Origin of the sequence: Mesorhizobium sp. M1406 (genome assembly GCF_040317555.1) — a bacterium.
GTDB lineage: Bacteria > Pseudomonadota > Alphaproteobacteria > Rhizobiales > Rhizobiaceae > Mesorhizobium.
In genome coordinates, this window is record NZ_JAMYKW010000031.1 from 21,390 (window position 1) to 41,239 (window position 19,850).

17 protein-coding genes and 2 pseudogenes are annotated in these 19,850 nt (G+C 58.8%); 10 read left to right on the plus strand and 9 right to left on the minus strand.

Annotation, left to right across the window (positions count from 1 at the left end; translation table 11 throughout):
* From trbB to NKH03_RS22625, 4 genes are all read right to left on the minus strand, one after another.
* A complete protein-coding gene (gene trbB, locus NKH03_RS22610; RefSeq protein WP_352722655.1) occupies window positions 1–969 on the minus strand; it encodes a P-type conjugative transfer ATPase TrbB in 969 nt (322 codons plus the stop codon).
* Window positions 966–1,379: a CopG family transcriptional regulator gene (locus NKH03_RS22615; protein WP_023708017.1), complete on the minus strand. Its 414-nt coding sequence runs from the start codon at window positions 1,377–1,379 to the stop codon at window positions 966–968. Before NKH03_RS22615 ends, trbB begins: the two co-directional genes overlap by 4 nt.
* A gap of 120 nt (window positions 1,380–1,499) precedes the next feature.
* Entirely contained in the window at window positions 1,500–3,530 is a 2,031-nt protein-coding gene (locus NKH03_RS22620; protein ID WP_352970637.1) for a conjugal transfer protein TraG, read from the minus strand.
* A 356-nt stretch (window positions 3,531–3,886) separates the two neighbouring features.
* Window positions 3,887–4,783, minus strand: coding sequence for a LysR family transcriptional regulator (locus NKH03_RS22625; RefSeq protein WP_352722681.1), 897 nt, complete (start codon window positions 4,781–4,783; stop codon window positions 3,887–3,889).
* A 134-nt stretch (window positions 4,784–4,917) separates the two neighbouring features.
* Here NKH03_RS22625 and NKH03_RS22630 point away from each other — a divergent pair, with 134 nt between their 5' ends.
* Together NKH03_RS22630 and NKH03_RS22635 are read left to right on the plus strand one after the other, a co-directional pair.
* On the plus strand, window positions 4,918–5,247 hold the full coding sequence (locus NKH03_RS22630; protein ID WP_352970626.1) for a nuclear transport factor 2 family protein: 330 nt from the start codon (window positions 4,918–4,920) through the stop codon (window positions 5,245–5,247).
* On the plus strand, window positions 5,244–6,023 hold the full coding sequence (locus NKH03_RS22635) for an SDR family oxidoreductase (protein WP_352722653.1): 780 nt from the start codon (window positions 5,244–5,246) through the stop codon (window positions 6,021–6,023). The genes NKH03_RS22630 and NKH03_RS22635 overlap by 4 nt, the downstream gene beginning before the upstream one ends.
* 17 nt (window positions 6,024–6,040) lie before the next feature.
* Here the strand turns inward: NKH03_RS22635 and NKH03_RS22640 are convergent, their stop codons facing one another.
* Window positions 6,041–6,517: an Lrp/AsnC family transcriptional regulator gene (locus NKH03_RS22640; protein ID WP_352970628.1), complete on the minus strand. Its 477-nt coding sequence runs from the start codon at window positions 6,515–6,517 to the stop codon at window positions 6,041–6,043.
* Window positions 6,518–6,660: 143 nt separating this feature from the next.
* Here NKH03_RS22640 and NKH03_RS22645 point away from each other — a divergent pair, with 143 nt between their 5' ends.
* Together NKH03_RS22645 and NKH03_RS22650 are read left to right on the plus strand one after the other, a co-directional pair.
* Window positions 6,661–7,776: a 1-aminocyclopropane-1-carboxylate deaminase gene (locus NKH03_RS22645; RefSeq protein WP_352722651.1), complete on the plus strand. Its 1,116-nt coding sequence runs from the start codon at window positions 6,661–6,663 to the stop codon at window positions 7,774–7,776.
* A 160-nt stretch (window positions 7,777–7,936) separates the two neighbouring features.
* Window positions 7,937–8,728, plus strand: a pseudogene (locus NKH03_RS22650) (alpha/beta fold hydrolase); the annotation flags it as partial.
* A 370-nt stretch (window positions 8,729–9,098) separates the two neighbouring features.
* Here the strand turns inward: NKH03_RS22650 and NKH03_RS22655 are convergent.
* Window positions 9,099–9,602 (minus strand): hypothetical protein, encoded by a 504-nt coding sequence (locus tag NKH03_RS22655; RefSeq protein WP_352722650.1) that lies wholly within the window; start codon window positions 9,600–9,602, stop codon window positions 9,099–9,101.
* 537 nt (window positions 9,603–10,139) lie between these two features.
* A pseudogene (locus NKH03_RS22660) lies at window positions 10,140–10,525 on the minus strand (DUF6088 family protein); the annotation flags it as partial.
* A 434-nt stretch (window positions 10,526–10,959) separates the two neighbouring features.
* On the opposite strand from NKH03_RS22660, the gene NKH03_RS22665 reads away from it, so the two are divergent.
* The 4 genes from NKH03_RS22665 to NKH03_RS22680 all read left to right on the plus strand — a co-directional run bounded on the left by NKH03_RS22665 (window position 10,960) and on the right by NKH03_RS22680 (window position 13,911).
* Window positions 10,960–11,256, plus strand: coding sequence for a DUF2604 domain-containing protein (locus tag NKH03_RS22665; protein ID WP_352722649.1), 297 nt, complete (start codon window positions 10,960–10,962; stop codon window positions 11,254–11,256).
* Window positions 11,249–11,866: a putative metal-binding protein gene (locus NKH03_RS22670; RefSeq protein ID WP_352582406.1), complete on the plus strand. Its 618-nt coding sequence runs from the start codon at window positions 11,249–11,251 to the stop codon at window positions 11,864–11,866. The genes NKH03_RS22665 and NKH03_RS22670 overlap by 8 nt, the downstream gene beginning before the upstream one ends.
* 98 nt (window positions 11,867–11,964) lie before the next feature.
* Window positions 11,965–12,351: a hypothetical protein gene (locus NKH03_RS22675; RefSeq protein ID WP_352582408.1), complete on the plus strand. Its 387-nt coding sequence runs from the start codon at window positions 11,965–11,967 to the stop codon at window positions 12,349–12,351.
* Window positions 12,352–12,354: 3 nt separating this feature from the next.
* Window positions 12,355–13,911: an E2 ligase fold family C protein gene (locus tag NKH03_RS22680; protein WP_352722647.1), complete on the plus strand. Its 1,557-nt coding sequence runs from the start codon at window positions 12,355–12,357 to the stop codon at window positions 13,909–13,911.
* 201 nt (window positions 13,912–14,112) lie between these two features.
* Here the strand turns inward: NKH03_RS22680 and NKH03_RS22685 are convergent, their stop codons facing one another.
* Both NKH03_RS22685 and NKH03_RS22690 read right to left on the minus strand, forming a co-directional pair.
* Window positions 14,113–15,528, minus strand: coding sequence for a mannose-1-phosphate guanylyltransferase/mannose-6-phosphate isomerase (locus NKH03_RS22685; RefSeq protein WP_352582454.1), 1,416 nt, complete (start codon window positions 15,526–15,528; stop codon window positions 14,113–14,115).
* Window positions 15,529–15,767: 239 nt separating this feature from the next.
* Entirely contained in the window at window positions 15,768–16,754 is a 987-nt protein-coding gene (locus NKH03_RS22690; RefSeq protein WP_352722646.1) for a nodulation protein NodZ, read from the minus strand.
* A gap of 974 nt (window positions 16,755–17,728) precedes the next feature.
* Between NKH03_RS22690 and gmd the strand changes: the two genes are divergently transcribed.
* A complete protein-coding gene (gmd, locus tag NKH03_RS22695) occupies window positions 17,729–18,799 on the plus strand; it encodes a GDP-mannose 4,6-dehydratase (RefSeq protein ID WP_023783754.1) in 1,071 nt (356 codons plus the stop codon).
* Entirely contained in the window at window positions 18,799–19,743 is a 945-nt protein-coding gene (fcl, locus tag NKH03_RS22700) for a GDP-L-fucose synthase (RefSeq protein WP_352722645.1), read from the plus strand. Before gmd ends, fcl begins: the two co-directional genes overlap by 1 nt.
* Window positions 19,744–19,850: the final 107 nt, after the last annotated feature.

A 19,850-nucleotide genomic window follows, 5' to 3' on the forward strand; every position in this document is an offset into this window, starting at 1 on the left:
TCAAAGCTGCTGGAGTTGCGGAAGGGTGAGCGGGGTGACGGCGTAATCGCCGCTGCCGTCGAGACCCGTGACCTCGGCGATCGCGTCAACGCGGCGCGCGGGCCCTCTTCCGGCAATAAAGATGACCAAGTCGACGGCATCGGCGATCAGCCGGCGGGGAACGGTGACAACGGCTTCCTGGGCGAGCTGCTCAATACGATAGAGTGCGGAGCGTGCCGAATTGGCGTGAACCGTGGCAATGCCGCCGGGATGTCCGGTGTTCCATGCCTTCAACATATCGAGCGCTTCCGCGCCTCTGACTTCGCCGACGATGATTCGGTCGGGCCTCAGCCGTAAGGTCGAGCGTAAGAGATCGGCGAGTGTGATGGAGCCCCGCCTCGTCCTCATGGCAACGCAATCCTTGGCCGCGCATTGCAGCTCGCGGGTGTCCTCAATTAGGATCACCCGCTCATCGCATTCGGCGACTTCTGCCAGTAGAGCATTGGTAAGTGTCGTTTTGCCCGACGATGTGCCGCCGGCGACCAGGATGTTGCGCCGCTCGCGAACCGCCTTCCTCAGGGCATCAGCCTGCAGCGGGAGCATGACGCGATCGGCGACATAGTTGGCCAGCGTGTAGAGTTTTGCCGCCGGTTTGCGGATAGCGAAGCATGGCGCCAGCACGACCGGCGGTAGCAGACCCTCGAAGCGCTCGCCTGATGGCAATTCGGCACTGACAATCGGACTATCTGCATGCGCCTCGGCGCGTACATGGGAGGCGACGAGCCGGATGATGCGTTCCGCCTCGGAAGGATGCATATGCACGCCTGTATCGACCCGGCCTTCTCCCAACCGGTCTAGCCTGAGCGTGCCATCGGGATTGACCATCACCTCGATGACGGTCGAATCGGAAAGGGCCTCGGTGATCGCGGCGCCCATGGCTGTGCGCAGCATGGCTCGGCGGCGGTGGTCCGCTGCGGGATGAGAGTTCATCCTTCGCCTCCGTTGCCATTGCCGTAACCAAGCGAGCGCTTCCCGGAGGCAATCTGGCGACCGACCTGCTCGACGAATTTGTCAAAGCGCTCTTGGGCGATCGCCTGTGTCGCCCGATCCGGAATTGGCGTGTGGGCATGAAGCGTGATTGAAAAGCGGATTAAGAGCGCCAGGCTCTCCAGAGTTATTTCGGCGTCGCGCCTGACATGGTCGAGATCGCGGGAAAGACGGTCCAGCCGCTTGCCGTAGCGCTGGTCGAGCTCGTTTTCACCACGCCGTTCGATGAAGGCCTCGACCGCTTTCGCGACGATAGCCGATTTCGTGGTCGACGGGTTGCGGCTGAGGGTTTCCAGCTTCTCGCTCAATTCGGGTTCGAGCAGAAACTGGTGGCGAATGCGATGGGGCTTCATACGTCTCGTTCCGACTGGCCGGCGCTGATGCGCCGGCGGTGCGAACGAACATCGCCGAGATCCGCAAAATCGCTTATGGGCGTTATCTACGCCGAGATACGCCTCAGTTGCGGAAAGCGTTCAGAAGCCGGGGATGATGTCCTTGTCGTCGCCCCTTCCCTCGTTGAGGCCGTAGGCGCTCGCCGCGGTAGAAACCCGGTCCATGACGCGCTTGTCTGCGGGTGCCTCGGCGTCATCGTCCGACAGATTGAAGAGGTCATCCTGATCAGGCTCCCGAGAAACGACGACGTGTTCTTCAGGCAGGCCGGGATGACGCTGCTGTTGCACGCCGCTCCCTTCTTCGATTGCCGCGCCGGCGTTTTCGTCATCGGCAGCCAGACGGCGGTCAACACTGCGGACTTGTCCGCTCCAATCGTCGGGGCGCGACGCAGGACAGTCCGCGTACAGACCCTCCCGCAACACCGGCGCCGGCAGCACCCGTTCGGTGAAATTCGGATCCTGGTAATAACGCAACTTCTGGGCGCGGATCGGCGGCAACCCCGAAACAAGGATTAATTCGTCAGCTTGCGGCAACTGCATCACTTCGCCAGGCGTCAGCAGCGGGCGAGCAGTCTCCTGGCGACTGACCATGACGTGCGAAAGCCAGGGCGCCAGCCGGTGGCCGGCGTAGTTGCGCATGGACCTGAGTTCCGTCGCCGTACCGAGCGCATCCGATATGCGTTTGGCCGTGCGCTCGTCGTTGGAGGAAAAGGCAATGCGCACATGGCAATTGTCGAGAATGGCGTTGTTCTCGCCATAGGCTTTGGAGATCTGGTTCAAGGATTGCGCGATCAGATACGCGCGGATGCCGTAACCCGCCATGAAGGCGAGCGCGGTCTCGAAGAAGTCGAGGCGGCCAAGAGCCGGAAATTCGTCTAGCATCATGAGCAGTTGGTACTTGCGGCTTTTCTTCGGGTCACCTTCCAGCCGCTCCGTCAGTCGCCTGCCGATCTGATTGAGCACCAGTCGCACCAGTGGCTTGGTGCGCGAGATATCCGATGGCGGCACCACTAGATAGAGCGACATCGGTCGTTCCGCATCCATGAGGTCGGCAATGCGCCAGTCGCAGGCCGATGTTGCCGAGGCAACCGTCGGATCACGATAGAGCCCGAGAAATGACATTGCGGTCGAGAGAACGCCAGAACGCTCGTTCTCTGACTTGTTCAGCACCTCGCGAGCCGCCGAGGCCACGACGGGATGGACCCGAGGTGTGTCCGCCGTGCCGAGGTGGTTGGTGGTCATCATCCGCAGCAGTGTCGCGGCAAACGAGCGTTGCGGATCCGACAGGAAAGTGGCGACGCGCGCGAGCGTCTTTTCTTCTTCCGCGTAGAGCACGTGCAAGATGGCCCCGACCAAGAGTGAATGACTAGTCTTCTCCCAATGATTCCGCCGCTCCAGCGCGCCTTCCGGATCGACGAGAATGTCCGCGATGTTCTGAACGTCGCGGACCTCATCTGAACCCCTGCGCACTTCCAGCAGCGGGTTATAGCGCGCCGATCTCGAGTCGGTCGGATTGAACAGGAGGCAGAAAGAGAACTTCGACCGCCAGCCGGAAGTCAGCTGCCAGTTCTCGCCTTTGATGTCGTGAATGACGGCCGAGCCGGTCCAGGAAAGAAGCGTTGGAACGACCAATCCCACGCCCTTGCCCGAACGTGTCGGCGCAAAGGCCATGACATGTTCCGGCCCGTCATGTCGCAGATAGTGATCCTTCAGTTTGCCAAGGAAAACGCCGGCCGGCTCAAACAGGCCTGCCTTCTCGATTTCCCGAGCCGCGGCCCATCGTGAGGAACCGTAGGTGGTGACCACCCCCCTCTGCCGCGCGCGCCAGAGGGAGCCAGCTATTGCGGCCGCACACCCCAAGAATCCGCTGGCTCCGGCAAGCATGCCGGCCTTGTCGAAGACCTCAGGCGCATAGGCGTCGAATTGAAACCACCATTCGAACAGTTTCCACGGCTTGTAGATCGGCCGGGCCGCCGCGGCAAACCATGGCGCGCCAAGCTGCGGCTGATACTCCAGCATGTGGGCGCACCATTGCGTTGCCGCCCATACGCCAACGATGACGATGGCGAACACAACGACTATCTGGCCGACAAGGAGCTTCGTCGGTGTCACGGGCACAGCCTCCACTGTTTGGTAGTAGATGGAAGCAGCATGACGTGACGTTTCAGAATATCGAAGATACCCAATATACGCGCCCGTGCGATGCAGTGAACGTTGCAGGCTTGGCAGACTGGGGCGCCAAGAAGTGTCATCGCGAAGGGCGAAGAGCGAATGACTTGTATGGTGCCGTTTCCAGACTGTCAGCATACCGGCGGCGGCAAAAAACTAAGCAGACGTCGATGGACTAGGTTGCTGCTGACCTGGACTCCAGGATTCTCACGTAGATTCGTCTGACCGGTCGCGATGAACACCCTACGAAAAGTAGGTTTCCGGACACCCCGATCTCAGTACTGATACAGCGCTTTTACCTACTCGCGGTCGAAGGCCCGTGCCATCTCGATAAAAGCTTTAAACGCCGCTGATGGATTTCGCCGGCCTGGATAATAAAGGCATAGGGGCGAGAGCGCTGGCGTCCAGTCTTGCAGGACGTGCACAAGCCGTCCCGACGCTATGTCTTCACGCACGTCTGCTTCCCACAGGAATCCTATCCCGATCCCTTCCAAGGCAGCCGTTTTCGTCAGGCTCGCTTCGTCGAGTGTGATCGGTCCTTTGACATCGATCTGGATCGATCGGCCGTCTCTTTCGAAAGGCCAGCGAAACAGCGCACCGTTGGGAAGCCTCACTCGAATACAGGAGTGAGAAAGAAGATCGGGAGGACTGACGGGCTGTTCACGCTTCTCAAAATATGTGGCAGACGCCACCACAGCGTAGCTTTGCGCGCGTCCGAACGGAACGGCGATCATGTCACTTGGGACAAGATCCGCACTGCGTATACCCAGGTCGAACCCTGCGGCAACGATGTCGATGATGCGGCCCTCGGTGACCACGTCGACATGCACCTTTGGATACTGTCTAACGAATTTGAGAACGAGAGGTGAGAGGGCTTCACGGGCGGCCATGGCGAACGCGTTGATGCGCAGGGTTCCCGAAGGGGTTTGCTGCTGCGACATCGCGCTGTCCATCGCCCCGTAGATGTCATCCATAGCTGGCCCGACCTGATCGACAAAGCTACGGCCGGCATCGGTCAGCGAGACACTGCGGGTTGTCCGGTTGAACAAGCGGATGCCGAGCTGTCGCTCGATCTTGCCGATCGCGTTGCTGATCGCAGTTGTCGAGAGCCCGAGTTCGAGTGCCGCGGCGCGGAACGATCCCTTGCGGGCAATGGCAAGGACAGCGTCGATCTCGGTCAGACTACGGCGTGGCATTGTTTCGATTTTCGTATCAACACATCCCAATTTGTCCAGATTATCGTATCGGATGTCAATCGCTAGATTTGCCGACATGAGGTTGGGAACCAAGCGTACCAGCCTCTGAAGCCGACAATCGGCAGGAGATGGAAATGAGCATCAAGCTACCCAAGCCCATAGCGGACTACTTCGAGGCAGACAGAGAACGGAATGCAGAAGCTGTCGCCCGGTCATTCACCGAAGGCGCCATCGTCAGGGACGAAGGTCACACATATGTCGGACAGGACTCGATCCGGCGGTGGAAAGCAGGCGCGTCAACGAAGTATACATACACCGTAGAGCCGTTCATGCTCGGCTCCGAAGGTTCTCGCACCGTCGTCACAAGCCACGTCATCGGCAACTTTCCCGGTGGCCCCGTGGATCTGAGATACTTCTTCATTCACGACGGCGAACAGATCACGGAACTGGAGATCGTGCTATGATCCCGTTCCTGACCCTTGAGGGTAAACGTGCCCTGATCACCTCAGGCACGCGTGGCGCCGGGGCCGCAACCGTCGCCCTGTTTCAGGAACTCGGCGCCCAGATCGTTACCAGTGCACGCTCCAATCCCGGCAGACTCGACGAAGCCGCCTTCGTGACGGCCGACCTGACAACACCCGAAGGGTGTTCTGCTCTCGCCAATGGGGTGCGCGAGCGGATGGGCGGCGTCGACATCATTGTCCACATGCTTGGCGGGTCGTCGGCGCCGGCGGGAGGCTTCATGGCTCTCAGCGATGCCGAATGGACCAGGGAGCTGGGGCTGAACTTGCTGCCAGCAATACGGCTCGATCGCGAGCTCGTGCCTGAGATGGTGGCCCGCGGCAGCGGCGTCGTGATCCATGTCACGTCGATACAGGGCGTGCTGCCATTGCCGGAGGCCACGACGGCGTATGCAGCCGCGAAGGCCGCGCTCTCCACCTACAGCAAGAGCCTGTCGAAGGAGGTTTCGCCGAAAGGCGTTCGCGTTGCCCGGGTCTCACCCGGCTGGATCGCGTCAGGGTCCTCTGTGCACCTGGCGGAGCGGCTGGGCAAGGAACATGGCGGCGATGTCGAAGCGGGCATGCGCATCATCATGGGTTCGCTCGGCGGCATCCCACTCGGCCGGCCATCGACACCCGAGGAGGTGGGAAGCCTGATCGCGTTCCTCGCTTCCGACCGCGCGGCCGGTATCACAGGATCCGAGTTCGTTATTGACGGCGGCACGATCCCGACAGTGTAGAAAGCGCACCGCTTGCGTCAGAAGGGAAGGCGCGCGTTCTCCTTTACCTCTTTCATGACGAAAAAGGTTCGCGTCTGGCGAACTCCTGGCAGCGCGATCAGCTTGTGTCCGTGAAGCTTGTTGAAGTCTGCCATGTCGCGCACGCGGATCTTCAGAAGGTAGTCGAAGTCGCCAGCCACGAGATTGCAGTCCAGGACTTCCTTCATTTTATGGACTGCGTCTTCGAATGCGCCAAAGCTCTCCGGCGTCGAGCGATCCAGCACGAAGCCGACCATCACCAGTGTGCCAAGCCCGACGGACAAGGGCGCTATCTCGGCACGCACTCCGGTGATGTGTCCTTCATCGAACAGGCGCTGCGTACGACGATGACATGTTGCAGCACTGACGTTCACACGGTTCGCCAACTCCGCATTGGTGAGTCTGCCATCGCCTTGTAGGGCGCGAAGCAGCCTGATGTCGGTGCGGTCGAGAATGGGCGTGGAAGATTCTTCCATAATTCCTCGAAATTTGATTTGCACATCTCTGATCAGCCTTGATTATCCCGATTGCTGAAGAATTTTCAATCAAATTAGAGAGCACATTTCACTGCGTTTCACATACATTTTTTCCAATGAAAGTGACAATTGAGGGCATAGGAATGTCGCTACTCGAAAAGTTCGAACGCTATCCGCTAACGTTTGGGCCCACCCCGATCGAGCATCTTCCGCGGCTGAGCGCAGCGCTTGGAAACAAGGTGCAGATCTACGCCAAGCGCGAAGACTGCAATTCCGGTCTGGCGATGGGCGGCAACAAGCTGAGAAAGCTCGAGTACATTATTCCGGACGCGATCGCTTCCGGCGCGGACACTCTGGTTTCGATCGGCGGCGTTCAGTCGAACCACACCCGCATGGTGGCAGCAACCGCCGCGAAAATCGGCATGAAATGTGTCGTGATCCAGGAGAGGTGGGTGCCGCACCATGATGCGGTCTATGACCGGGTAGGCAACATCCTGATGACGCGACTGATGGGCGCTGACAGTCGGCTAGTGCACGACGGCTTCGACATCGGCATTCGCAAAAGCTGGGAAGACGCGATCCGGTCGGTGAAAGACGCCGGCGGAAAGCCCTATCCCATTCCGGCCGGTGCTTCAGTCCATAAATACGGCGGGCTCGGCTATGTCGGCTTTGCAGAAGAGGTTGCTCGACAGGAAGAGCAATTGGGTTTCGCGTTTGACTACATCATTGTCTGTGTTGTCACCGGCTCTACCCAAGCAGGCATGATTGTTGGTTTTGCGGCACAGGATCGTGCTGACAAGGTTATCGGAATTGATGCCTCCGGCACGCTCGAACAGACCCGCTCGCAGGTCCGCCGCATCGTCGACGACACCGCTAGCCTCGTCGGACTCGGGCGCTCCGTTCGCGACGAAGAGATCGTGATCAAACCAGACTACGCTTATCCAGCCTACGGCATTCCGTCCGAAGCAACCAACGACGCGATCCGCCTTGCAGCCCGGACCGAGGCGATGATCACAGACCCGGTCTACGAGGGGAAGTCGATGCAAGGTCTGGTCGATCTGACCCGGAAAGGGTTTTTCGCCGAAGGCTCGAAGGTGCTCTACGCACACCTCGGCGGCGCCCCCGCCATCAATGGATACAGTTCCTACTACAAGGACGACGGCGCCAATCCCGTGAACACGCCGCTGAAAGACCAGTCATCCGCAACAGAACGAGATCAGGGTCCGAACATCACTGATTACCCGCCTATGTTCCCGTAGGCCTTCCAACTCGCCATAAATCCTGTCGATCTGCGCCCGGCAACGCCGGCGTGAACCCTTCTGCGTGCGTTTGGTGAGGGCGTACGCGACCGGCGGAGGTGAAGTCCTTAGAACCGGACCAAACAATCGCTCATCTCCCAAAACTGAAAAGGAACTTGCAATGAAAACCGCAACGAAAAGCCTCTTGGCGGTAACCGCACTGACGGCAGGCCTCGCGTCAACCGTCACGTCCCAGGCAGCCGACCGCATCCCCGACACGCAGACTGTTAAAAACGTCGTGCTGGTGCACGGGGCGTTTGTCGACGGTTCCGGCTGGCGCGGCGTTTATGACGAACTCACACAGCGTGGCTATCGCGTCACGATCGTTCAGAACCCGTTGACCTCGCTTGAGGACGATGTGGCAGCAACCAAGCGTGCTCTCGACCGGCAGGACGGTCCAACGGTTCTCGTCGCCCATTCCTGGGGCGGGACCGTCATCACCGAAGCAGGTATGGACCCGAAAGTCACCAGTCTCGTTTACGTCTCGGCGCTGTCGCCTGAGGCCGGTCAAACAACTGCCCAGCAGTATGAAGGGTTTGCTCCGGCCACCGAATTCGTACTCGAGACGACCGATGACGGTTTCGGCTACGTGAAATCTGAAAACTTCAAATCCGGCTTTGCCCATGACGTTAGCGAAAGGGACGTGGCCTTCATGAGGGACTCGCAGGTCCCGATCAACATGTCGGCTTTTGGCACCAAGCTCAAAAATGCGGCATGGCGGTCGAAGCCATGCTGGGCTGTTATCGCCACCGAGGACAAGGCATTCGACCAGGCTATGCTCCTGCACATGGCAGAGCGAATCCGCGCAAAAATCACCAAAGTCTCCGCAAGCCACGCGCTCTTCATGACTCAGCCGAAGGTCGTGGCCGAGACGATCGACCAAGCAGCGCAATCGGCCTCCCAGTGGTCGCAAGTGAGCTGGATGTCGTTAAAGACATTCGGACTATTGCGACGAACCGGGAATTTCAAACCAGGTGTTACGACTACAACGGTCGGAGGGAATCCACTTTCTCCGGCCGTTCCGCGGCTTTGAAATCCCAACAATAAATCACACGGGTCATCAAAAAAGCCATTACGTATTTCTAGGAACCCGCTGAACAAACGTCTGCTTTTAGGCTTCCGTGACCGCACCCTGAACGTCCGAAATCGGGCGCAAGCAGTGGTTGGCGAAGTAAAAAGATCGAGAACTGTTCCTGTCGCGATAACGCCACCGCCAGTGCCGGCCGATTGCCCCGATTGGAACAACGGGCCCTGTATTCGGCCGTACGCTGCTCGGACTTGAATTACTCGTCCGGCTTCTGCAGAACGGGCGACGAGGCATTGATGGTTTCTTGAAATTCCCGGAGACGCGAAACGACTTTGTCGAACGACAGTGGCTTTTCATCGAACATCATCGGCGGCATGCCACGGTGGTCGGAGCGCAGGTCCGCAGTCGCATTTCGGAAGGCACAAGCTGAAGCGTCCCGGGCCACCCCCGTATCGTAGCTCGCCCAGCTAGAGCGGAAAAAGACCGCCTTGTGCTTGGCTACCTGTTCGAGCAGCTCAAAGTCCAAGGCCGCACCCTTCCCATCTTCGGTGTCGAGCAGCATCGCTATGTTGTGGTGATGCCGCGAGAGATATTGCGGCGTCGGCGTTTCCTCGGGCCTGTGCGCCTCGGCATGGAGGGCGGTTATCTTTCCCATAAAGTCCGCCGAACCGACTGTGGAATCCGGATTCTCGAAGAAATCTGGAAAATCTTCCGCCGCATAGGAACGGGTCGTCTCTGTCGGTAGGCCATGGGTCGCCACGGGCGCCGAACTCGAGCTGAACCCTCGGAGTGGTGTTGGCCATGCCTTCGTACTCTACCGCGGCCGGCGCGGTCGGATAATGAAAGTTGATCGTCTGTAGATCGCCTGCGTCGATCTTAAGGGACCATTCGCCCTTCGTCGGCTCGCCGAGATGTCCGCCGATTGCTGCGCGCAGCGCCGGCAGCAGCTTCTCTGCGACGTGCATTTCGACATCGCCGACGAGCTCCTCGACAAGCCTGCCGGCCTGTTCTGCTGATCCCGTCCCGCTCGGGATCACGATCGCCGATATAGCCGAGCTCGGCGCGGTCGAACCACAGATCTATGTCCTCTGAGAATCTGCGATCGCGCCGTAAGCTTTGGATAAGGACGTTCCGCTTTTGAAGAGCAAGGTGGGCGTCCTCCTTTGGCACCTCGAAGAGTCGTCTCAAAGTCCCGCAGACCCAGAAGTCCTTCTCTAAGATAGTATTGCCAACGCCGCGGGTCGCGCCCGTTTCGCCGAACAGCGCGGAGCGTTCGTGTGCCGGCAAGAGGGCAACCTTATTCAACCAGGGCACCCACTGCGTTGTTGGCGATGGCGACGAGCGTGGCCGCATCCATGCGGGTGCCCGAATGGCGCCAGCGACAAGTGCTTTCTTGTCGCTCACCGATGGCTGGCGCGCGGCCACCTGCGCGACGTCATGCGCACGCATTGGACCCAGGTGGCGCAGAGCCTGCACGACGGTGCCAGCGGCGCTGCCCGGGGCGATCAGATGCTTCGGGGAGGCGTGACGCAGATCCACAACCCCCTTGCCGAGCACAACGCGGCGGGAAGGGCCATCGGTAAGGCAAGTGCTCCTGGCCGGAACTTGGGTGCAGAGGCCAAGCACGTGCGCAGCGCGAGCGCCCGCGATCTGCACCCGCGAGCCGATCTCGCGAGCGAGCGCCTAGGCGACGTCGCGAGAGCGGGCCCAACCCCAGGCGCGTTATTCCAAAGGAGCAGGGACAACTTGCGGGGGTATTGCCGACTTCCACGTTGGATACTGGCGGCATGGGTCCATTTGCATGTTGCCAACTGAATCACCAAGTGCCCGAGTTGCACGCGGCCAGCGGAATGAGCAAGCTGCGCCGTGTTCATGAATAGGTGGGGGCCGGTATTTTGCCGATGCTCTAATCGATTATAGTTGTGAAGAGCAGTTTCGGCCGTTTACTTGCCCCACAAGTCCCCATAAAAGGAGACAGCATCGATTCGATGTTATCCCTTGTCTTTCGCGTACTCGCGGTCCGTGGCGCCGAGTGGACGATTGAGGACCGCCAGCCCGCTCACCAGCAGGTCTGCACTGGCGGCTTGGGCCCGTTGGTAAGCCACAGGAGTAGGACAATGTCGAAGGATTCGGGCAAGGGCGAAAATCACGGCGGCGGCCCCGGGAAGATCGAGATGACGGTGGTGGTGAACGGCCAGCCCACACAGGTCGAAGCCAATCCCAACCAGCCGCTTCACGTCGTCCGCACCAAAGCGCTTGAAAATACGCAGAACGTCGCCCAACCGGCCGAGAATTGGGAATTCAAGGACGAGGCCGGCACCTTGCTCGACGTCGACAAAAAAGTTGACGATTTCGGTTTCGCGACCACTGTGACCCTGTTCCTCAGCCTGAAGGCGGGCGTCGCAGGTGCCTGAACTCCAAACTGTTGACCCGGAGGTGTCCCGAGCGAAGTTCGATCGTCAGATCGGCTGGTTCCAAACACAAGCAGGTATTTACCGGGCTCAGGGTTGTTTCCTGATCGAGGCGAGCTTCCCGACGGCCTTCTTCATCTTCGTACCGCCGAAGATAAAGCCACAGATCATCGGTGCAGCTGTCGAGATCGACTTCTCCAATTACGACCTCCGACCTCCGTCGGTGGTCTTCGTAGACCCCTTTATACGCCGGCCGATTGCCCGGAAAGATTTGCTGCTCAGGATGCTGAGACGACCGCATCTACCCGGAACCCCACCGGATATGATTTTGGTCCTCATGCAGCAGAACGCTCTGTCGCTGTCGGACTTCATCCAGGCCAACAGTGCGGAACACACGCCATTCCTGTGCATGTCAGGCGTCCGGGAATACCACGACAATCCAGCCCATTCAGGTGATTCATGGCTTCTCCACCGGGGTTCTGGCGAAGGCTGTTTGGCCTTCATCCTGGACAAGATCATCACGTACGGGACCGGTCCCGTGGAGCAGCTTCAGTATCAGTTCCAAATCTCAGTGGGAGCCATGATAGCACCCCTACCCGCCATTCCAGAATGACCGAGCTCAAGGATGTCGGGACAGTCGCTCTTCCCCGAGACTGTCTTTCAAGTGTCCAGGCGCACCTGCGCTCAGTTGGGCGACAGGGCCATGAGGGGATGGCGCTCTGGGTCGGCGTTCAGCAAGACCAACACTTTGGCGTAACAGAGACCGTTATCCCGGCACAGCGTCACATTCGGACGGGCGACGGCGTTTGCGTGATAGTTCCGGCCGAAGAACTACACCGGCTCAATGTCTGGCTCTACAAGAGCAGCCTTAAACTCTTCGCCCAGATCCATAGCCATCCGGGCCGAGCCTACCATTCGACGACCGACGACGCCTACGCGGTCGCTACCACGGTTGGGTGTCTGTCGCTGGTGGTGCCCAATTTCGCCCGCGAGCCTTTCGATCTTGCTCGGGTCGCCGCCTATCGACTTGACGCGAAGGCGAACTGGAATGAGGTCCCATCCGCGGCACTCAGGCGGATGATCGCGATAACGGGTTGAACGATGGCACTCGCTAACTTCATCGACCGCGCCGCCACGGCAGCTTCTCAGGTGCTGGCCGACTTTCATCTATGCGACTTCAAAGCAGCCCTCGAAAAGCAGGTCGTGGCTGTGGCCTTCGACAGCCAAGCCGCTTCGTGTACCGAGGGCCAGGCGACGCTTGACCTTACGGTCAGGTTGCTTGCCAGACTGTATCCGGTTCTGGCCATACTCCCGCTGGATATGGCCGCGAGCTCTCAAGCCCAAGCGCTCGAGCGCTTGGCAAAGTCGATCAATCCAAAAATCAGCATCCGGCGTTCCGGCAAGTATGCGACGGTCTGTGTAGCTGCAGGCGCGGTGCACCCATCACTTCGGTGCCCAACCTTTTTCATGGGATCGCAGGGTTGGGCGGCAAAGCTGTCGTGTACGGACCCGGTGGGCTCTGGCTCGAGCTTGCTGCCCTATGGAGCTGGCGCCGCAAGCTGCTTCGCCGCGGCCAACGTCTTTCGAACCATCTTTGCTTCCCAGCTGACCGGCGCCGAGCTGGACGAGAACATCGACCTCTCTTTATGCACGTACAACAAGAGCAACGCCGGCGATTCCAGCCCCTTAAATTTCCCTGTCGACCTTGGCGAAACGCACCTCGTTGGGCTCGGCGCGATAGGCCATGGCTCGCTCTGGGCGCTGGCGAGGCAATCCGGTCTGTCGGGGCGCCTGCATGTAGTTGATCACGAAGCTATCGAACTCTCAAACCTGCAGCGCTACGTGTTGGCAGGTCAGGCGGAGGTCGGCCTCTCTAAGGCGGCCCTAGCAACCCACGCCCTTCGGTCCACCGCCCTTGAGGTCGAGGCGCACCCTATGAAGTGGGCAGAATATGTTGCGCGCCGGGGCGACTGGGTATTCGACCGAGTGGGTGTGGCGCTTGACACCGCCGCCGACCGTCTAGCTGTCCAAGGTGCTCTGCCCCGATGGATCGCGAACGCCTGGACTCAGGAGCAAGATCTAGGCATCTCGCGGCATGGTTTCGATGACGGCCAGGCTTGCCTTTGCTGCATGTACATGCCGACCGGGAAATCCAAGGACGAACACCAACTGGTCGCGGAGGAACTCGGAATGCCGGAAGCACACGAGGAGGTAAAAGCGCTCCTTCAGACCAATACCGGAGTCCCCAATGAGTTCGTAGCTCGGGTGGCTACGGCGATGGCTGTGCCGTTTGAGCCGCTCGCCGCGTTTGTTGGCCAGCCCCTCCGTTCCTTTTATCAGCAGGTTATCTGCGGCGGCCTAGTGTTCCAGCTTAGCGATGGAAGTCGTCTCGTTCGAACTGTGGTTCCGATGGCCTTTCAATCAGCGCTTGCCGGGATCATGCTTGCCACAGACCTGGTCAAGCATAGTGCGGGTTTTCCGATGAGTCCGACGACCAGCACTCGCGTGAATCTACTGCGCGCCCTTGGTTCTCACCTCCATGATCCGAAAGCCAAAGATTCCAGCGGCCGCTGCATCTGCAGCGATGAGGATTTCGTTGCCGCCTACAGGCTGAAATACGGCTGTGCCGCTGAACAGCTGAGCAACGGGTCCGCCTAAAAAGATCTGAAGTCTTCGTTACCGCGGACGGCGCGCTGTCAAGCGCTCGCCGATGTTTTTGACCACGATCGATTGCCTGATGAGAGTGCGGGGCGGATACTATGACACGCTCGGCCCGCTGCTTTGTCAATGTTAGGCCCAGAACCCACGACAGAGATCCTTGAGCGACGGCTCGCCGTTTAACGTTTTTTGTACTGTTATCTACGTTCGACCATATTCGTCGTCGAAGCGAACGATATCATCCTCGGCGAGATAATCGCCGCTCTGCACTTCAATGATAACCAGGTCAATTCTGCCTGGGTTCTCGAGCCGATGCTTATGGCCGCAGGGGATGTAAGTAGATTCGTTTGTCCCCAGGAACAACTCCTGCTCGCCATTGACGATTTTGGCGGAGCCGCTGACCACGACCCAGTGCTCCGAACGATGATAGTGCATCTGCAGGCTCAACTGGCGACCGGGCTTCACCTCGATGCGTTTGATCTTGAAGCGCTCGCCTTCCTCCAGAACCGTATAGGTACCCCAGGGCCGGTGTACCGTGCTATGGACCAGATGAGCTTCATGTCCCGAAGCCTTGAGGCCCTCGAAGAGCTTCTTAACGTCCTGAACGCGGTCGCGGGATGTGACAAGCAAAGCGTCCGGGGAATCCACGATCACCAGATCGCTTACGCCCACCGTGCCGATGACGCGCTTGTCGGAGCTCACATAGGTGCCGGTCGTGTCGACCATGTGCACATCGCCGCGTATCCTGTTCCCGCTTTCGTCGGGGGCGATCAAATCGGCCATTGCGTTCCAAGATCCGATGTCGTTCCAATCCATGTCGCAGGGAATCACGGCAAGTCTGTTAGTCTTCTCCATGACAGCGTGGTCGAGCGAGATTCGCGGCGCGGAACCGAAATGCTCAGGCGCGAGTTCGATTTTGGCATAGCCTTGGCATTGACTGGCGCGGCCGTTCTCATAGCTGTCGGCGACGGCCTGGAGCACCTCGGGACAATGCAAAACCATCTCGTCGAGCATGGTTTGCGCACTGAAGCAGAAGATGCCGGCGTTCCAGAAGAAGCGTTGAGACGCGACATAGGCTTTGGCTGTCTCCAGATCCGGTTTTTCAACGAAACGGACGACGTTCTCACCATCTGCTTCGATGTAGCCGAATGCCGTGTCCGGTCTGGTTGGGGTGACGCCCAATGTGGCGATCCGCCCGAGCTTCGCATGTTCCATGGCCAGGCCCATGACGTCTAGAAACGCAGGCAGGTTGCTAATCAGGTGATCGGCCGGGAAGACGCACAGGATCGCGTCAGGGCCTTGCGTTGCCCTCGCATGGATCGCGGCTGCAGCCACGGCGGCGGCCGTATCCCGAGCTTCGGGCTCGAGCAGAAAGGTGCGTGGCAGGACCACGGAATCCAGTTCGTCAAATTCGTCCTTGGTCAGGAAGAGGTGGTCCCCGGATGTCACAGCGACGAGTTCCACGACACCTTCTATCGAAGCGGCGCGCAGCACAGTCTGCTGAATGAGAGAATATCCATCCGCCACTTTGAGGAAAGGTTTGGGGTGCGATTGCCTTGAGGCGGGCCATAGCCGCGATCCGGCTCCGCCGCTGATGATCACGGGAATGACTTTCATAACCAACCTCAATTTCGTCTCTGGAGTGATCGCCCGCGTTCTTTCGAGCGTCAGCGTCACGATCGCCGTCGCTCTGGCTTGTCTGCGGCCCCCGCGTAACAGCGAAGTTCTGGCGCGTTGCAGGCGGCGTCAGATGACGACGCTATCGGTAATGTACGACGCCTCCACTGGCGTCGGTGAGAAATGCGCATTCAACTATGCCTTTGGTTGCGTCTGCCGAATTGCGCAGGTGGCGGGTCTTAACTGAGATCAGAGACTTGGCTGCCTTCTATCAAAGTCAAACGACTTGGCTCTTTCAGATCGAATTCAATTACCCGTGGTGCGAAAAGGCGTGCATATCGTGTAAAGGCGCTCGTCGGGGGAAACCGAATTACGGTATCGCAGCGCCCGAGAAGATACATCTCAACGAGGGCGGAAATTCCGCCGTCAATCCCGAGTGCTGCAGTGTGTAAGGGGCCACCTTGATTGGATCCGAAGTGCTTCGGGACAGTGAGCAGATCGGGAAACCTGGCCGACAGAAGATCCAGTATCCGCGCGCTGTCCGTGCATAAGAACAGCCGCACAGGCCTGGGGTGCGGTAACGCCTTAGCCTTGTCAATTGCAGCGCACACTTGCCGAACGGCGAGCTCCGGATCGGCCCAGTAGGGCGCATGCTCCATGATGTCTTCACCGTTACCGTGCCGAACATGAATCCCGATGATGCTGTGCCCCTCAAAACATTCCTGATAAATGGCATCTATGCGCGCTTGAATTTCTGGCCGAGGCTTGACACTCTGGAACACCTGCCGCTCTGCATCCTCATCGCACCGCCACATCAGACAAGCGTCACACACTACTGTGTTCGCTTCGACATCGTGTTCGGCCTGAAAGAGCTCGCCCAACTCATCGCGCTCTTGGAAAATCTGCTCATCTGGCCGGTAAAGGCACTCGATCGCCGGCCTGTTCCACCACTCCGGGAAGAATGGACCAGGGAAGGAAAGGTCGTTGATCCGGTCGTCGGAAATAGCCGGCACGCCAGCGATGTCATTGATCGGCTGGAAGAACACCGGAAACGCATTTGTGAAGGGTTGGTCGAGGTAGCAGGCCCCCCGCCAGTCGATGACTAGAGTTCGTCCCGACCGCTGCGCGTAGCGCCAAGCGGCCGCCAATGACCACAGACAATCACCGAACCCCGTACGCCTCCGAGAGACGACGAACCGGCGCTTTTCCAATCCACTAACATGCATTTTCGGAAATCTCGTTCAGAGAGGAGGTTGCCCGGTTTGGTATCCTTAGTCGACACGTAGACCCTGACGCCGGGCGCTTGGCAGAGGCCGGGCCATAGGGCAGAAGAGCTCACTCAGCACTGCCCACTAATCCCGTGACGCTCGCACAGCTTGAAGCCGATGCCCTCGCTTCCGGTTCAGCCTTCTCTACTGGGCCTCCGCGGCATATGTAAAATCTATTGAGTGGATGCCGGCCATCCATGTGTTGGATGCCATGATGAAGGGCTCGGCTGACGCGGGCCCGGCCAATAGAGCCGAAACAGCCGGGAAACGCTGCGACACTGCCTGCCGAAGCAAATCATTCCGTCGACGCCGTACGCCAAGGTGCAAGGCTGCATACAGCAACCGGTACCGGGCGAGATGAGGTCGACGGCTCGACGCGCCTGGAGCCAGCTGATCGACAGAATCTGCAGTCGGCTCCCAAAGTTCTGCACGACCTGTGCCGGATGCTGTGGTGAGGGCTCGGGGCCACGAACTTTGTCCTCGCCCCGAACGGAAGCTCGCGCCTCCGACTCCGGGCCGGCGATGCGCTCTCGCTGCTCGGTCAGACCATCCATTCTGTGGATGCACTTTATCCAAACAATCGATTTCACTGATCCAAACAATTCCCATTAGAAGACGCTGAAGCAAGAAAGAAAGGCGTCCTCACTCGCTGATAGATGAGCAAATCAGCTGCAAGGTGCTTGGAGTACAGTCGCTCACGGCGTGAGCTGAGCGGCACTCTGACCGCATGTACGAATCCGTCAGGTTAGCGGCGCAACTCTATTTTGCTGTGACTCCAAGCAAGAGCAGGTGTGCTCGGCTGGCGGACTGTCAATGACGAGCCGCGCGCCGCATCTGTCGAAGTGCTCCATAGAGCACGGGGCGGGCCGCACATTGTGTCGGCGTGGCGAGCCGAAGCCGAAACTTTAAAACTTTAATAGAGCAGGAATAGAATGGGTGATAGCAGGAAAGTTGCTCTTATTACGGGCATAACTGGACAGGATGGTGCCTATCTTGCCCGTCTTCTTCTCAAAAAAGGCTACGTCGTTCATGGGATTAAGCGACGTTCCTCTTCCTTCAACACGGGTCGTATCGAAGACCTCTACCAAGACCCGCACGAATCCGATCCGCGCCTAGTCTTGCATTACGGTGATCTCACTGATTCGACTAACCTCATCCGCGTGGTTCAGGAATCTCAGCCAGATGAAATTTACAACTTGGCTGCTCAGAGCCATGTCCAGGTGTCGTTCGAAACACCTGAGTACACAGCGAACGCGGACGGTATCGGTACATTGCGACTTCTTGAGGCGATTCGCCTCCTCGGTCTGACGGACAAGACCCGCTTCTATCAAGCCTCGACTTCAGAGCTATACGGCCTCGTGCAGTCCGTACCGCAGAACGAAACGACGCCCTTTTATCCGCGCAGCCCTTACGCCGCCGCCAAGCTCTACGCCTACTGGATGGTCGTCAATTATCGCGAGGGCTATGGTATGCACGCTTCCAACGGCATTCTTTTTAATCACGAAAGCCCCCTTCGTGGCGAAACTTTTGTGACGCGCAAGATCACACGCGCTGCCGCTGCTATCTACCTGGGCAAGCAGGACAAGCTTTATCTCGGCAATCTCGATGCTCAACGCGATTGGGGCCATGCGCGTGAGTACGTGCGAGGTATGTGGATGATGATGCAGCAGGATCAACCGGATGATTACGTGCTGGCTACGGGTAAAACGACCCCTGTCCGCCAATTCGTCGAGTGGGTCTTCGAAGATGTCGGCGTCGAGATCGAATGGCGTGGCCAGGGAGTCGACGAAAAGGGCTATGATGTAGAGACCGGCAGATGCCTAGTCCAAGTAGACCCACGCTACTTCCGCCCCACGGAAGTCGATCTTCTCCTGGGTGACGCTACCAAGGCGAAGGAGAAGCTCGGTTGGGTGCATGAGACATCCGTGCGCGAGCTTGCCGCGGAAATGGTCCGGGAAGACCTAAAGGTCATGCAGACATCGGTAATAATGAAGGAAGCGTAATGTATGATCTGAAGGGAAAAACCGTGTGGGTCGCGGGCCACAAAGGTATGGTAGGCAGCGCTGTTGTACGCCGCCTCGCGTCTGAACACTGCAAAGTTGTGGCCGCCCCTCGGGAAGAGCTAGATCTCAAGCGACAGACTGAGGTCGAGAACTTCGTGGCAGTGACGAAACCGGACGCTATTGTCATGGCGGCGGCAAAGGTAGGCGGTATTCTCGCGAACTCTACCTATCCGGTCGACTTTCTTTACGACAATCTGGTGATCGAGTCCAATATCTTCGCGGCAGCCCACGATAACAATGTCGACCGCGTCCTCTTCCTCGGCTCGTCTTGCATCTATCCGAAGATGGCACCCCAGCCGATTCCTGAGAACGCGCTCTTGACCGGGCCACTAGAGCGAACCAACGAATGGTACGCCGTCGCCAAGATCACCGGCATCAAACTGGCTCAAGCCTATCGTCAGCAATATGGCCGCGACTACATCTCGGCTATGCCGACGAATCTCTACGGGCCAGGTGACAATTATGACTTGCAGTCAGGCCACGTCATTCCAGCGCTGATCCGGAAAGCGCATGAAGCTAAGCTCATAAGTGATAAGCAAATCACCATCTGGGGCACGGGCACACCACGCCGGGAATTCATGCACGTGGACGACTGCGCCGACGCATTAGTCTTCCTTCTGAAGAACTACTCTGGCCATGACCACGTCAATCTCGGCTACGGACAGGACATCACGATCCTAGAGCTGACCAGAATGATCTGCGGTGTAGTCGGATTTACTGGGGAGATCGTGCATGATAACTCTAAACCCGACGGCACACCGCGAAAGCTGATGAGCGTCGACAAGCTGCGCACTTTGGGATGGGCGGCAAAGATCAGTCTCATGGAAGGCATCGAGAGTGCCTATCATGCATTTCTGAACGGCAGCTACACCGAACGGCGATAGACAATGAGGATTTGCTGCATCTCAGGCCTGTGGCGCTTTTGCGACCCAGAGCATGAATTGGGACGGAGACAACTCGATTGGCGAGCATTCATGTGAGGCAGCGGCGA

Excerpts from the sequence above, each read along its gene's own strand:
- trbB (WP_352722655.1), bottom strand. The coding sequence starts at position 969 with ATGAACTCTCATCCCGCAGCGGACCACCGCCGCCGAGCCATGCTGCGC.
- NKH03_RS22615 (WP_023708017.1), bottom strand. The coding sequence starts at position 1,379 with ATGAAGCCCCATCGCATTCGCCACCAGTTTCTGCTCGAACCCGAATTG.
- NKH03_RS22625 (WP_352722681.1), bottom strand. The coding sequence starts at position 4,783 with ATGCCACGCCGTAGTCTGACCGAGATCGACGCTGTCCTTGCCATTGCC.
- NKH03_RS22630 (WP_352970626.1), top strand. The coding sequence starts at position 4,918 with ATGAGCATCAAGCTACCCAAGCCCATAGCGGACTACTTCGAGGCAGAC.
- NKH03_RS22635 (WP_352722653.1), top strand. The coding sequence starts at position 5,244 with ATGATCCCGTTCCTGACCCTTGAGGGTAAACGTGCCCTGATCACCTCA.
- NKH03_RS22640 (WP_352970628.1), bottom strand. The coding sequence starts at position 6,517 with ATGGAAGAATCTTCCACGCCCATTCTCGACCGCACCGACATCAGGCTG.
- NKH03_RS22645 (WP_352722651.1), top strand. The coding sequence starts at position 6,661 with ATGTCGCTACTCGAAAAGTTCGAACGCTATCCGCTAACGTTTGGGCCC.
- NKH03_RS22665 (WP_352722649.1), top strand. The coding sequence starts at position 10,960 with ATGTCGAAGGATTCGGGCAAGGGCGAAAATCACGGCGGCGGCCCCGGG.
- NKH03_RS22675 (WP_352582408.1), top strand. The coding sequence starts at position 11,965 with ATGGCGCTCTGGGTCGGCGTTCAGCAAGACCAACACTTTGGCGTAACA.
- NKH03_RS22680 (WP_352722647.1), top strand. The coding sequence starts at position 12,355 with ATGGCACTCGCTAACTTCATCGACCGCGCCGCCACGGCAGCTTCTCAG.
- NKH03_RS22685 (WP_352582454.1), bottom strand. The coding sequence starts at position 15,528 with ATGAAAGTCATTCCCGTGATCATCAGCGGCGGAGCCGGATCGCGGCTA.
- NKH03_RS22690 (WP_352722646.1), bottom strand. The coding sequence starts at position 16,754 with ATGCATGTTAGTGGATTGGAAAAGCGCCGGTTCGTCGTCTCTCGGAGG.
- gmd (WP_023783754.1), top strand. The coding sequence starts at position 17,729 with ATGGGTGATAGCAGGAAAGTTGCTCTTATTACGGGCATAACTGGACAG.
- fcl (WP_352722645.1), top strand. The coding sequence starts at position 18,799 with ATGTATGATCTGAAGGGAAAAACCGTGTGGGTCGCGGGCCACAAAGGT.